This window comes from Kerstersia similis (assembly GCF_965139615.1).
In the GTDB taxonomy this organism is placed as follows: Bacteria; Pseudomonadota; Gammaproteobacteria; order Burkholderiales; family Burkholderiaceae_B; genus Kerstersia; species Kerstersia similis.
On record NZ_CBCSIQ010000017.1, the window covers coordinates 21299 to 35209 of the forward strand.

At 63.1% G+C, this 13911-nt stretch carries 11 protein-coding genes; 6 read left to right on the forward strand and 5 right to left on the reverse strand.

Going from position 1 to position 13911, the window contains the following annotated elements; translation table 11 throughout:
* Nucleotide 1: 1 nt before the first annotated feature.
* A complete protein-coding gene (gabP, locus tag ACNA1V_RS11410) occupies nucleotides 2-1444 on the forward strand; it encodes a GABA permease (protein ID WP_415833729.1) in 1443 nt (480 codons plus the stop codon).
* A gap of 139 nt (nucleotides 1445-1583) precedes the next feature.
* On the opposite strand, the gene ACNA1V_RS11415 is transcribed toward gabP, so the two are convergent.
* A complete protein-coding gene (locus tag ACNA1V_RS11415; protein ID WP_415833730.1) occupies nucleotides 1584-2960 on the reverse strand; it encodes a CoA transferase in 1377 nt (458 codons plus the stop codon).
* A 113-nt stretch (nucleotides 2961-3073) separates the two neighbouring features.
* Complete coding sequence (locus ACNA1V_RS11420; RefSeq protein ID WP_415833731.1) at nucleotides 3074-3706, reverse strand: TetR/AcrR family transcriptional regulator; 633 nt, start codon at nucleotides 3704-3706, stop codon at nucleotides 3074-3076.
* A gap of 135 nt (nucleotides 3707-3841) precedes the next feature.
* Between ACNA1V_RS11420 and ACNA1V_RS11425 the strand changes: the two genes are divergently transcribed.
* The 3 genes from ACNA1V_RS11425 (at nucleotide 3842) to pdxR (ending at nucleotide 7038) form a co-directional block, all read left to right on the forward strand.
* Nucleotides 3842-4690, forward strand: a complete 849-nt coding sequence (locus ACNA1V_RS11425) for a siderophore-interacting protein (protein ID WP_415833732.1) — start codon at nucleotides 3842-3844, stop codon at nucleotides 4688-4690.
* Between the two features lie 250 nt (nucleotides 4691-4940).
* Nucleotides 4941-5495, forward strand: a complete 555-nt coding sequence (locus ACNA1V_RS11430) for a GNAT family N-acetyltransferase (RefSeq protein ID WP_415833733.1) — start codon at nucleotides 4941-4943, stop codon at nucleotides 5493-5495.
* A gap of 43 nt (nucleotides 5496-5538) precedes the next feature.
* Nucleotides 5539-7038 carry a MocR-like pyridoxine biosynthesis transcription factor PdxR gene (gene pdxR, locus ACNA1V_RS11435; RefSeq protein WP_415833734.1) on the forward strand — a complete coding sequence of 500 codons (1500 nt, stop codon included), beginning with the start codon at nucleotides 5539-5541 and terminating at the stop codon, nucleotides 7036-7038.
* A gap of 2 nt (nucleotides 7039-7040) precedes the next feature.
* On the opposite strand, the gene ACNA1V_RS11440 is transcribed toward pdxR, so the two are convergent.
* Nucleotides 7041-8246: a benzoate/H(+) symporter BenE family transporter gene (locus tag ACNA1V_RS11440; RefSeq protein ID WP_415833735.1), complete on the reverse strand. Its 1206-nt coding sequence runs from the start codon at nucleotides 8244-8246 to the stop codon at nucleotides 7041-7043.
* 545 nt (nucleotides 8247-8791) lie between these two features.
* Between ACNA1V_RS11440 and ACNA1V_RS11445 the strand changes: the two genes are divergently transcribed.
* A complete protein-coding gene (locus tag ACNA1V_RS11445; RefSeq protein ID WP_415833736.1) occupies nucleotides 8792-10102 on the forward strand; it encodes a pyridoxal phosphate-dependent aminotransferase in 1311 nt (436 codons plus the stop codon).
* 47 nt (nucleotides 10103-10149) lie between these two features.
* On the opposite strand, the gene hemG is transcribed toward ACNA1V_RS11445, so the two are convergent.
* Both hemG and ACNA1V_RS11455 read right to left on the reverse strand, forming a co-directional pair.
* Nucleotides 10150-10707, reverse strand: a complete 558-nt coding sequence (gene hemG, locus ACNA1V_RS11450; RefSeq protein ID WP_415833737.1) for a menaquinone-dependent protoporphyrinogen IX dehydrogenase — start codon at nucleotides 10705-10707, stop codon at nucleotides 10150-10152.
* A gap of 26 nt (nucleotides 10708-10733) precedes the next feature.
* The gene (locus tag ACNA1V_RS11455; protein ID WP_415833738.1) at nucleotides 10734-11417 is read right to left on the reverse strand and encodes a Crp/Fnr family transcriptional regulator; all 684 of its coding nucleotides are present in this window, start codon (nucleotides 11415-11417) and stop codon (nucleotides 10734-10736) included.
* A 304-nt stretch (nucleotides 11418-11721) separates the two neighbouring features.
* Here ACNA1V_RS11455 and ACNA1V_RS11460 point away from each other — a divergent pair, with 304 nt between their 5' ends.
* On the forward strand, nucleotides 11722-13908 hold the full coding sequence (locus tag ACNA1V_RS11460; protein ID WP_415833739.1) for a TonB-dependent receptor: 2187 nt from the start codon (nucleotides 11722-11724) through the stop codon (nucleotides 13906-13908).
* Nucleotides 13909-13911: the final 3 nt, after the last annotated feature.

Sequence of the window (13911 nt, forward strand, 5' to 3'; positions counted from 1 at the left end):
TATGTCAAAAGTCATTTTGGCTTCGCAGCTCAACAACCAGCGGAATGCGGCCCTGGCGCCGGGGCTGAAACAACGCCATGTCACGATGCTGTCCATTGCCGGCGTGATCGGCGCAGGACTGTTCGTTGGTTCCGGTCATGCCATCGCAGCCGCCGGACCGGCCGTGCTGCTGGCCTATCTGATTGCCGGCACCCTGGTGGTTCTGGTCATGCGCATGCTCGGGGAAATGGCGGTTGCCGCCCCGGATACCGGCTCGTTTTCAACCTATGCGGATCGTGCCATCGGGCGCTGGGCCGGCTTTACCATTGGTTGGCTGTATTGGTGGTTCTGGGTGCTGGTGATTCCGCTGGAAGCCATTGCGGCGGCAGCCATCCTGAATGCCTGGTTCCCTATGATTGATACCTGGGTGTTTGCCTTGGTCGTGACCACCTTGCTGACGGTCACCAATCTGTTCAGCGTGGCGCGCTACGGCGAGTTCGAATTCTGGTTTGCGCTGCTCAAGGTGCTGGCCATCATTGCCTTTATCGTGCTGGGCGCCATTGCGCTGGCTGGTGGGCTGCCGGATCACCGCGCCAGCGGGCTGGCGGCGCTGATGGCATCCACCGGCGGCTTCATGCCCAACGGCGCGGCAGCGGTGCTGGGTGCCTTGCTGACGACCATGTTCAGTTTCATGGGCACGGAGATCGTGACCATTGCGGCAGCCGAATCGCGTGATCCGGCTCGCCAGATCACGCGCGCGACCAATTCGGTGATCTGGCGTATCGGTTTGTTCTACCTGGTATCCATCTTCATTGTCGTGTCTATCGTGCCCTGGAATGACCCGACGCTCCTGCAGGTCGGTTCCTATCAGCGTGCCCTGGAACTGCTCAATATTCCGCATGCCAAGCTGATTGTGGATATCGTTGTGCTGGTGGCGGTGGCCAGCTGCCTGAACTCCGCCATCTATACCTCGTCGCGCATGGTGTTCTCGCTGGCGCGTCGCGGTGATGCGCCGGCGGCGCTGCAACAGACCAGCATCAACCATGTGCCCAGGGCGGCGGTGCTGGCCAGTACGGCGGTAGGCTTTCTGACGACAGCCGTCAATTACTTCATGCCGGAGAAGGTATTCACCTTTTTGCTGGCGTCTTCGGGGGCGGTTGCCTTGCTGGTCTATCTGGTCATTGCCATTTCCCAGTTGCGGATGCGGCGCCAGTTGATTGCAGACGGCCATCCAATCGAATTCCGCATGTGGCTCTATCCTTGGCTGACCTGGGCGGTGATCGGTTTCATCGTGCTGGCGCTGGGCATCATGCTGACGCTTGAGAAACACCGCAATGAAGTGCTGGCGACAGCACTGCTGACCGCCGTGATTGTGGCGCTGGGTGTCTGGAATGCCCGCCGCAGCAGGGCAAGGGATGCCCATCACGGCGTCACGACAGCACGACCCGCAGGATCGGCGGTGTAACGCTGGCCGCTGGCGCTGTCAGGTCTGCCCGGCCCGGCCCGATCGTGACGGTCTGCTGGGAAGGGGCTGGTCTGGGCCGGCCTGCTCTGGATTGCTCTGATCGGGGGGCATCATCAGGCCGGCCTGGGTGGTGCCGGCCTTACCACTCGGGCCGGTTCGTTCCGGGCGGAACTGAGGGCCTGCTGTAGCCGGCAGGGGTGCGTCGCAGTTGCGCGCTGGGACGAATGGCGCGCAGCAGCCCGAAACCGGACGGCGCGCTATCCAGCCAGGGGGTGTCGTCCGGCTTTTTTATCGCCAGTCCATGCTCGACACGTCCCAGGCCGCGCAGCCATTGGCCGGTCTGAGCCAGGGAGACCTGAACGTGCCAGCTGCCACCTTCCTGCTGCTGGCGCCATAGTGCGCAAGCCGCGCCGAAGGCCATCAGGAAGCCGCTGGCCTGGTCCAGGATCTGCATGGGCAGCGCGCGCGGCTTGCCATCGCCCGCAGCTTCGCCTTCGGCATGGTTGAAACCCATGGCAGTCTGGATCAGCGAATCAAAGCCGCGCCGTTCCGCCCATGGCCCTTGGGTGCCATAGGCGGTCAGGGACACGGCCACGATGCCAGGCCGGCGCTGCGCCAGCGCGGCCGGTGAAAAACCGAGATCCGACAGCCCGCCAGGCCGGTAGCCCTGGGAGAAAACGTGCGCGTCGCCTATGAGCCGCCACAAGGTCTCACATCCGTCCTCGGTGCGCAGATCCAGATGGGTAGAGCGCTTGCCGCGGCTGGTCTCGGCGATGGCGGCGATATTTGGCAGCTGCGGCGAGTTGACCAGCATGACGTCCGCACCAAAGGATGCCAGCGCGCGCCCGCCTACCGGGCCGGCCAGGATGCGTGTCAGGTCCAGCGTGCGTATGCCCGAGAGCGGACGTTCGTCCTGGGCCAGCGCGGGAAGCGGCAGGGGCGGCGCGTCGCCGATGCGGGTCATGCTCAGCAGCGGCTGGGTGCCAATGGCCTGGCCTTGTGGTGACGCGTCCCATTGGTCGAAGCGGCGCAGCGCCGTGGCCACCAGCCCGCGTTCGGCCGTGGCCTGTTCGAAGTCCAGGGCATGCCAGTGCAGCATGGCGCGTTCGGCATCCGCGCGCGTGGCCGAGTCCGGATCCAGGCCAAGCAGGCGCAGCGCGCCATCACGGTGATGGCGGAAGTTGGTGTGCACGCGGACATGGCCATCGGCGCAACGGTACAGGCCGGCGAAAGGGTCCCACAGATCCGGCGCGGTGCCATCCAGCGAAAACCAGCCGGTGCATTCGACGGCGGCATGGGTCATATCCACCGCAATGTCCTGCCGGGGAACGCCACGCGCATGTCCCAGTTCACAGGCGGCCAGGGCGGCGGCAGCAATGCTGGCCTGGGCTGCCGTGCCAACAGCGAAAGAGGAAGGGAACACCGGGTCGCGGCCGGTCAGGGAAATGCAATCCAATGCGTCGGACGGCAGGCCACTCAATTGCCACAGTGCGTCCAAGGCGGCTCGGGAATTCATCTGCAGACTCCTGGCGTGAAGCTGTCCGGCCACAGCGAAGGCACGCCAAGCCGGCACAGGTTGGAAAATGGCGCCACGGGGAGGCAAGCAAACACGGGGTGTGGCGGCGGCGTTTAATTTACCAGGGGAGCTTGCGCGGATGGCGCGCGCGGGCGTCCGTCCTGCTGCGTGGTCAGCTGAAGCGCACCAATAATGAGCGCCTGCATGCTGAGCGCGAATGCTGCGTCCTGGGCTGCTGCGCTGGCTGGGGCGGCGGTGTCCGCCGGGCGAGCATAGACCGTATCGGCTAGCGCAATGCAGTGGTAGGCCACGGTGGACAGCAGCCACCCGGCGGTTTCGGTAGGAATGGCGTAGGCGCTGGCGATCTGCGCGTGGTGATCCAGGATACGGGCCAGCATGGCGGGCGTTTTCTGGTCGTGACGGGTCAGGTAGCCCGCCAGGCCGGGGTTCTGGTGCACGAGCTGGCGCAGGGAGCGGGCAAAGACGGCCAGGTAGTCGGACAGGCTGCCGGTATCGTCCGTACAGGGGGCAGGCATGTGCCATTGGTTGAAGATGGCATCAGCGACGACTTGCTTGAGTTCATCAAGGTTGGCGACGTATTTGTACAGGGCCACGTGGCTGACGCCAAGACGCGCGGCAACGCCGGTGAAGGTGATATGCGGCAATGTCATTTCCGTGCCAGCCTGGGCGATGCGTGCCAGGGTGATGACGGGCCGCCGGCCACGTGGAGGAGGAGCGCTGGTCATGGGAGTGTTGAAGGGGTAAGGCCTGGGGGATACCGGAATGGTAAGCCGGTTGCGGAATATTTTCATTTCCATTGGGTCGTGCAATTAGTTTACTATGGTGTAACTAATTATCGAGTTCCTGCGAGGAAAGTGTTCATGACGCCATCGAATCAGGCGCCCGGGAAGGCGACGGGCATGCTCAGCACACCGGACCATGACCATGGTTTGATCCATACAACAGCGCGGGTCGAGGCGATGGAGCGCCCGACGCCGGATGTGACGCGTATCCGCGCGCGGCTGGATGCATCCCGGCCCAGCCCGGATTGGCAACTGCCCAATGTTGCGATCCGCTTGCGGCTGGGCAGCGATTACGACGATGCTTCGCGGGTGTACACCTTGCGTCATTTCGAGGCCGAGAGCGCCACGATGGAGTTTGATGTGGTGATGCATGGCAGTAGCAGCCCGATGATGCGCTGGGTGGCAGATTTGCAGCCAGGCAGCCGCTTCGCGCTCAGTGGCCCGCGGCCGCATTTCCTGATACCCGAGAAGGATGACCGTCCGGTCGCCTTGTTTCTGGATGCCACCGCCATTCCGGCCTTGTATGCGCTGCTGAGCCAGCGCCCGGCGGGATTGCACGGCGTGGGCTGGGTCGCCACGCCGGATGTCGCGGCCTTCGCTGAGCTGCCGGTCATGGCAGGGCTTGATCTGCAGCGTGTGGATGCACACGGTGTCGGGGCGGGCGGCGTGCTGGCCAGGCACGCGCGCGAACTGCCTGATCCCGGACGCTATGTCGTGTGGGGCGCTGGCGAGCGCGACGAAATGCGGGCCATTCGCCAGCATTTCAGCGCGGCCGGTCTGAATAAAAGCGAGATAGCCATTGCCGGGTATTGGACACGCGGCGTCAGTAATACGGAGCTGGATGAACAGCGCCGACGCAACTATGAAAAAATCGTGGCGGCTGGCGGCAGTCTGGCGGATGTGGACGATCTTGCCGTAGGCGCCTGATGATGGCACGGGCGGTGAGCGGGATGGCGAGCCTGTTTCGTGTCCGTATCGGGCGGCCCGGTGTGGCTTCGTAGCCTGTCAGGGGCGTGCTTGCGGCAAGCCGCCAGCGCATGGGCCGGGTGTACGCCGCCGTCTGGCTTCGGTAGCATGCGTTTTTGTGTGCAAGAGGCGCCATGCTGCTGCCGCGACGTTTGCCCTCCAGGGGATTGGCCGGCATGTCATTGGAAGCGGCAGGCCAGGGAACAGAATCATGAATGAAGTGACCGCCGGCAACGGGCTGGTGACCAGGAGTTTGACGCGTGCCGAATTGCCGGCGCTCTGGACCATAGACCGCCGTGAACGGGTCGATGAGGTCTATGCCGTAGTGGATGGGCAATTGACGCTGCGCCGCGAGTTTTACGACACGCGCGGCTGGCCGGACGGCGAGCCGGAAAGCCAGGCGCCGCTGTTGCTGGCCTGTTTCGAGCGTGGCGGGATATTTCGTGGCGTGTTCGAGGGCAATCGCCTGGTGGCGGCCAGCGTGCTCGACAGTGCGCCGGTAGGGGATTGGCCGACGCTGCGGCAGATGGCCTTTCTGCATGTCAGCCATGATTGGCGCGGGCACGGCCTGGCGTCGGCCCTGTACGAGCGTTGCCTGGCGGATGTGCAAGCGCTGGGCGGCGAAGGCCTGTATATTTCCGCGACCTCCACACGCAGGACGGTGGATTTTTATCTGGCCAAAGGCGCCCGGCTTGCGCCCAGGCCGGATAGCAGCCTGTACCGTCTCGAGCCTGAGGATATCCATCTGATCCATCCCGTGCGCTGAAGGCCTGAATGGCTGCGCGCGATAGACGCATACGGTGCCGCCCATGAACCGGACTTTCGAACTGGAAACGCTGAAGATACAGTTGGCCCGGCCAGATCAGCAGCGCCAGGCGCTGCACCTGCGCTTGCAGCGTGCGCTGCGTCATCTGATCCTGGATGGTGTCATGTCGGCGGGCTTGAAGCTGCCGGCAACCCGGACGCTGGCGGAATCTCTGGGCATATCGCGTGAAACGGTGGAGAACGCCTACGTGCAGCTGCAGCGCGATGGCTTCATTGTCCGGCGTGGCGGTTCCGGCAGCTACGTTTCTGAGACGCTGGGAACGGAGCTGCGCGGTGCGGCTGCGCGCCGGGGGCGCCGCACAGGCAGCCCGGCGGCTGGCACGCCACCGGTGGCCGGGCTGAGCCGCCGGGGCGAGCAGCTGATGGCACAGGGGGGCGTACACGATACGCGGGCGATCCAGGCCTTTGCGACCGGCTTGCCTGAAACGCGCAGTTTCCCGACCCTGATCTGGGAGCGCCTGCAGCGTCAGGCTTTGCGGGAACACCGCACCGGCATGCTGTTGCATGGCGATCCTCAAGGCGAGGAGCCCTTGCGCGCCGCCATCGCCGCCTATCTGAATCTGGAGCGTGGCGCGAAGGTCACGCCTGCGCAGATTATCGTATTGAGCAGTACCCGGCAGGCGCTGTATCTGTGCGCGCAGCTGCTGGCCGATGCCGGGCAGCCCATTCTGATGGAAGACCCCGGCTATTTCGGCGCCTACCAGGCATTTTCCGCCGCACAGGCGCGGGTGGTGCCTATTGCGGTGGATGGGCAGGGGATACGCACGGACTTGCTGCGCGCCGATGCCAGCGGCGCCAATGGGGTGTACGTGACGCCTTCGCACCAATATCCCAGTGGCGCGACGCTGCCGCTGGAACGCAGGCTGGACCTGATCAATTGGGCAGAGGAAAACGGCAAGTGGATCATCGAGGATGACTACGACAGCGAGTTCCACTATGACGGCTTGCCGACTGCCTGCGTGCAGGGCCTGGATCGCCATGGTCGTACCATTTATGTCGGCACATTCAGCAAAACCCTGTATCCCGGCCTGCGATTAGGCTATATGGCGGTGCCTGATGCGCTGGTCGCGGCCTTTACGAATCTGCGCAGCATCATGGACGGACATACGCCGCAGATACTGCAGCTGACCCTGGCACGCTTCATGGACGACGGCCATTACAACTCGCATGTGCGGGCCATGCGCAAACTCTATGCGGCGCGCCGCGAGGTCATGCTGGAGGAAATCGGCCGGCAGCTGGGCGATGTCGTGGTGGCCGCCAGGCCGGCCGGTGGCCTGCAGGTTCCCTGTTTTCTGCTGCCGGGCTGGCAGGAGGCGGAAACGATACGGCGTGCGGCCGAGGCGGGGATCCGGCTGCCTGGGTTGAGCCGTCTGTTCAGGGGGCAGCCGCCCCGTCAGGGATGGCTGCTGGGTTATGCCTCGCTGACCGATAATGAAATCCGCGAAGCCATGCGGCGCTTGGCGCAGGTGCTGGCCTGCCGGTGATGTCAGCCGGCCGCGCTGACGGCGCGTGGCCGCAGGCGTCCGTGGATCAATACGTGGGCGCCCAGGCCGGCCAACAGGCCCCAGAATGCACCGCCCACGCCGAGCAGCGTGATATTGGCGGCCGTTGCCAGGAAGGTGATGAGCGCGGTTTCGCGTGTCCGTGCATCGCTCATGGCCTGCGCCAGGCTGCCGCCTATGGTGCCCAGCAACGCCAGGCCGGCCAGCGTCGTGATGAATGCCTTGGGCAGAACCATGAACAGGGTCGCCAGGGTGACGCCGAAGGTGCCGACCAGGATATAGAACACGCCGCAGGCCAGGCCGGCGACATAGCGTTTGCGCGGATCCGGGTGGGCGTCCGGGCCGGTACAGATGGCTGCGGTGATGGCGGCGACATTGAACGCATGGGCGCCGAAGGGAGCCATCAGCAGTGACCCCAGGCCGGTCACGCTCAGGATGGGGTTGGCGCTGGTTTTGAATCCGTCATTGCGCAGTACCAGCATGCCGGGCATGTACTGCCCGGTCAGTGTGATGATGAACAGCGGCAGGGCAACACCCAGCAACGCATGCAAGGAAAATTGCGGTGTCTCGAATACGGGGGCGGCCAGGCGCAGGTGGATCGCGGAAAAATCCACCCGTTGCTGCACGATCAGCATGACCAGGCCGATCAGCAGGATGCCGACGACGGCAAAGCGCGAGGTGTAGCGCTTGAGCACGGCGTAGGCCATGACCATGGTGATGACCAGCAAGGGTTCGGCACTTGCGCCACCGAATGCATTGACGCCGAATTGCAGCAAGATACCCGCCAGCAGGCCCGCGGCAATCCCGGCAGGGATCATGCGCACCAGCTTTTCAAATGCGCCGGACAGGCCCAGCAGAATGAAGCCCAATGCGGACAGCATGTAGGCACCGATGACTTCGCCATAGGGGGTGAATGGCATGACCGTGGCCAGGAAGGCAACCCCTGGGGTGGACCAGGCGGTAATGATGGGCTCACGGTAGCGCCAGCTCAACAGAATGCCCGTGACCCCGACGCCAATCGACACAGCCCAGACCCAGGACGCGGTCTGGGCTGGTGACAGGCCGGCCAGGCCTGCCGCCTGGAACACCAGCACGAAGGTGCCGCCATAGTTCACCAGTACGGAAACGAGCGCGGCAACGCACAAGGGAAAGAAGTCGGCGGGACGGAGACGGTCAGGCAGTGTATTCATCGGGCAGCCCCAAATACGGTGAGGAAAGGTTGGCCGGCAGCAGCCGGTTCCGCCCAAGACTGTTCCTGTGGCTGTCCGGCGCGCGGTAACAAGGATGCGGCCAGCGGGCCAGTCCGTCTGTTCGGGGCGGGCAGGCCTGACCACGGTGCAGCTTGGGGAGGAATCCGCATTCTAGGGAAGTAATGGACTGTCATTCCGTACCACATCGGCAGTACATTCCAGTCCGCTTTGCCAGCCATGGGCGCTGCGCCGTCGTTTTCCCGGGCAGCCCTGACACGCGCGCGGCGCGCTCTGGCAGCAGGCGCTGGCGCACGGCCGCACGGTAACGTGGCGGGCGGTGAACATCCCGTGCATATCGGAACGCCCACGGCGCCGGACTGGGCATATACTTAGTCGAATACAGGCCATCCATCCATGGCGTCAGTACTCCTGCTGACCCTGGCTGCCCTGTAGGTTCCTGTTTAATTCCGCCCGCCCCGGCGGCACCGCTGCCTCCTGTCGCGCGATGCCTGTGGCGGCCGCGAACTCCCTGATGCGCCGCAACCATGAAACCGATCAATAAATCCCACAAGCTTGCTCACGTTCTCTATGACATCCGCGGACCCATCATGGAGCGAGCCCGGCAGATGGAAGACGAAGGCCAGAAAATCATCAAGCTGAATATCGGCAACCTGGCCGTATTCGGTTTCGACGCGCCTGAGGAAGTGCAGCAGGACATGATCCGCAATCTGCCCAATTCGGCTGGCTATTCGGATAGCAAGGGGATTTTCGCAGCCCGCAAGGCCGTCATGCATTACACCCAGCAGCAAGGCATCAAGGGGGTGACGCTGGACGACGTCTATCTGGGCAATGGCGCCTCCGACCTGATCGCCATGGCGACCAATGCCTTGCTGGATGATGGCGATGAATTGCTGCTTCCGGCGCCGGATTATCCCTTGTGGACGGCGGTGACCAGCCTGTCCGGCGGCACGCCGGTGCATTATCTCTGTGACGAAAGCCAGGGCTGGATTCCTGATCTTGACGATATCCGCCGCAAGATCACGCCGCGTACCAAGGGAATCGTCATCATCAACCCGAATAATCCGACCGGCGTCCTCTACCCGGACCACATCCTGCGGTCCCTGGTGGACATCGCGCGCGAGCATGGCCTGGTGATTCTGGCCGATGAGGTGTACGACAAGGTGCTGTATGACGGCAACACGCATACGGCCCTGGCCAGCCTGTCCACCGATGTGCTGACGCTGACTTTCAATTCCTTGTCCAAGAGCTATCGCGCCTGCGGCTATCGCGCCGGCTGGATGGTGGTGTCGGGTGACAAGCAGAATGCGCGTGACTATATCGAAGGCCTGAACATGCTGGCGAATATGCGCCTGTGCTCCAATGTGCCGGGGCAATGGGCGATCCAGACGGCATTGGGCGGCTACCAAAGCATCAATGATCTGGTGTGCGAAGGCGGGCGTTTACGCCGTCAGCGGGATCTGGCCTATGAAATGCTGACTGCCATCCCTGGCGTCAGCTGCGTCAAGCCGCAGGCTGCGCTTTACATGTTCCCGCGCCTGGATCCGGAAATCTATCCGATCCAGGATGACCGCCAGTTCTTCCTGGAGCTGCTCGAAGCGACCCGCGTCATGCTGGTGCAGGGCACAGGCTTCAATTGGCCCAGCCCAGACCATTTCCGCATGGTGTTCCTGCCGCATGAGCCGGATCTGAAAGAAGCCATTACCCGCATTGCCGATTTCCTGGCCAAGTATCGCGCCCGTGTTGCGCAACAGAAGGCGCAGGCGGCCAGTGCCGCAGCACCGGCGGGCAAGAAGAAGGCCGCTGAAGCCGTAGCGGCGGCACAGGCCGAAGCCTGAGGCGTCAGGCCTAGGTATCTGGTCCCCGGCCCACCGGGGGCGGCGGTTCAGCTTAGGGCCAGGAACCGCTGGCCGAAATCATCCACGCTGGCCCAGTCGGTGAACACGACAGGGGCCGATGCCGAGGTCGGGCCTTTGGTCAGCCACATGATGAAGCGGATCATGGTGCGGTCCAGCGGGCCGTAGCTGGCATAGTCCAGCCGTCCGGCGAAGGCGCCGGTCAGGCTGGGCTGCCAGCCCGACTGTTCGATGAACTTGCGCAGGTAGGGGCTGCCTTCAGGCGTGTCCTTGCCAGGTTTGCGTGCGACCAGATTGACGGTGAAAAAGGCGGCGGGCCTGCTTTCCAGCAGGGCGCGCTGCTGCGCGACGAATTGGAAGACGGCAGGACGGTGCTTGCCGTAGCGGATGCTGGCGCCGATCAGCAGCCGGTCGAAATCCTGCAGGTGCGCGAAATTCGGGTCATCCGGCTGATCCAGCGAAACCAGCGTGACATCATGTCCCGCCGCGGCCATGGCGGCTTGCAGGCGGGTACAGATCGTACGGGTATGACCATCGACGGTCGAATAGAAAATGGCGATGCGTTCCATGGCGGCAATGTACTGCATCTGCACCCGTGCCGGGCCCGTCGGGCTCAGATGACGCGGTCGGTACGCACGATTTCACGCAGGGCGTTGCTGTCGAGCACATAGAGCGAAGCCCGCTGGCTGCGAATGAAACCCTGACGCCGCCACTTGGCCAGCAGGCGGCTGAGCGTTTCGGCGCGCATGCCGAGCTTGGTGGCGATCTGTGCCCAGGAAAGCGGCAGCTGGATGCGGGCGTCATCGTGTTGCGGCTTGCCGAAGCGCAGGATGTAGTCTGCCAGGCGCTGTTCTGCCGTGCTGGACGTCAGCCAGTCGATTTGTTCTGTGTGATGGCGCAGCAGGCGCGCGCCGTGTTCGATGATATGCATGGCCAGAGCAGGGGCAGCCTGGCTGGCCTGGCGCAGTGCCGTGGCACTCAGCAGGCAGCCGCGGCCCTGGGTTTCGGCACGTATGGTATGCCAGTGCAGAGGCGGGTCAGCAAAGAGGGAGTGCAGGCCGATAAATGCGCCGGGTGCGATATGGCCGAAGATCTTTTCTTCGCCTTCCTGGGTGTAGCGCAGCCCTTGCAGCTGGCCTTCGCAAACCAGCAGGCATTCCGTGCAGGGCGAGCCATGGCTGAAGATTTCCTGGCCTGCCTGGAACTGCACATCACGACAGTGGGCGATCAGCGCCTGGAAGGTTTCCGCTTCCAGCGGGCTGAACCAGGGATGCTGGCGCAGGCGCTCAGCCGTCACTGACGAAGCAGTCTGACACTTGACAAACGTCATTTCAGAAATAGGGGTGTGTTGGTTAACATTAAAAGCACTGATTCTTATTTATGATTTTACGACCGGAATCACTCACAGAGGGTTTGGCCAGGCCATCAGTGACGGATTCTCCCCCAGGAAATACAGCAAACCGTTCCGGCAGCAGGTATGTCGTCGGGCCGATCAGCGCGGAGCCTGTTCCGTTGCCTCGGGTCCCGGCCTCGCATCTGCACGGCGGAGCCGTGCGCGTCCGTTTTTTCAGCATTCACGAACGACCATGATACAGACACCCATGAAAACTCCGCTGCGCGAAGCGCTTTGTGCTGCGATTGCAGCAGGCGCGGCAATTTATTGGCCAGCTGCGCAGGCACAGGTCAGCACGCTTGAGGCCATTACCGTACAAAGCGACGAGGGTGAGCCCAACTGGCAGAAGCTGCGCCGGAGCGAGTCCCGTGTGCGCGCCATCGGCAGCGAGCCGGAGACGGTGACGCTGGAGACCTTGCCGTCGCAGCATACGTCAGTCGTAACGCGTGATGAGCTGGATATGGTCAGCGCCATGAATACGCTGGATGTGCTGGAGCGCGTACCGGGTGTGACGATTTCCCGCACCGGCAGCCTGGATGGCACCATTGTGCTGCGGGGCATGAACAGCAGCGGCTTCCGGGTTCCGATGTTCATCAACGGAGACCGTTTCCGTGGCCGCCCGGCCTTCCAGTTCATGATGGTCGGGCCGTCGGAACTGGAGCGGGTCGAGGTGATTCGTGGGCCGGCATCCATACGCTATGGCAGTGACGGCCTGTCGGGGATGGTGAACTTCGTGACGCGCAAGCCCAAGGGGACGCTGGGCGATACGTTCACGCTGCAAGGCGGACAGGCCGAAGTGGGCTACCGTTCCAATGGCAACGGCTTGCAGGGCAGCGTGAGCCTGGAGGCGGCGGGCAATAATTTCGATTTCATGGCCTATGTGACCGGACGGCGTGCGCAGGATTACAAGACGCCGGCAGGCGACATTGCCAACAGTCACTACAAGACGGCGAGCGGCGGGTTTGTCGCGGGCTATATGCCCAATGCCAAGGAGCGTTATGAGTTCGGCTACCGTTATGGCGAAATCCGTGACGGCACCTCCAATGCCAGCACGAGCGATACGGCCTGGAGCCGGCGTGATCCGCTCAGCATCCACCAGCTGCGCCTGGGCTATGAAGGGACGTATGACGATTGGCTGTTCAGCCGGATAGATTCCAGCCTGTATCTGAATTTCTTCGAGTCCAAGCTGCCGTCCACGACGGTCAGCAATAATGGCAACACGATACGCACGCAGACCAGCAATGTGCGCGGGCCGAATATTTTTGGTGGCCACATCACATTTGAAACGCCCAAGAACGCTTATGGCATGGATGCCGCGTTCGGCGTGGACTTTGCCCACGATCACTGGCTGGGCAACAAGACCCGCGTGCAGGTCGAGAATGTGGCCGCAGGCACCTCGACGGATACCGGCTATCAATTGACGGGCCGCTCCATGACGCAAACCAATGTCGGTATGTTCGTGCTGGGCAACTGGGAGGCCCGGCCCGGCTGGACCTTGAATGCAGGCGGGCGTTTCGATTACTACCGCTCGGATGTGGAAATCGCCTTCCTGGAAAACGAAGCCCTGCGCCCGCTGTTTGAGGATGCCAAAAACAGCAGCACGCATGCCTGGACCGGCAGTGTCGGCACTTCGTATTTCCTGACGGAGATGGTGGAGCTGACGGCCAGCTACGGTTCGGGTTTTCGCATGCCCTGGCACTCGCAAATGTTCAGTTCGGGCTGGAATGCCAATACCGATACCTACACCATTCCCAATCCTGGCCTGAAGCCCGAGTATTCCAACACGGCAGAAATTGGCATGCGTTTGCACATGGCCAAGGCCTTTGTGGATTTTGCCGCGTTTGACGCGCGCTACCGGAACTTCCTGGAAACCGTTCAAACCACTTACGAGGGTTCGCTGGCCAACCAGACGCGCAACGTCGGCAAGGCCCGCATCAAGGGCTTTGAGCTGGCGGGAAAATGGCAGATTGATCCACAGGTCAACCTGCATGGCAGCGTGGCTTATGTGCATGGCACCAATCGGCGCACCGATGTGCCTCTGGTCGGCCTGGCTCCCTGGAGCGGTTCGGCAGGCGTGCAATATGTGGGCGCCAACGAGGCCTGGGCGGTAACGGGTGAAGTGCAGTACGCCAAGGGACAGAACCGCTGGGATGCGGCCAGCGAATACCGCACCGCAGGTTACGCGCTGGTCAATCTGTATGCGCAGCTGCAGCTGGACCGCCTGGGTATCAGCCCGGCCCGCAATACGCAGCTGGTGTTCGGCATCACCAATCTGTTCGACAAGGAATACAGCTCCGCCAGTACTAGTTCGGTTGTGAACCGTCCGATGTCCGCGCTCAATCCGCTGGTATCGCCGGGGCGCAGCTTCAACCTGACGCTGCGCACCAGCTTCTGATGG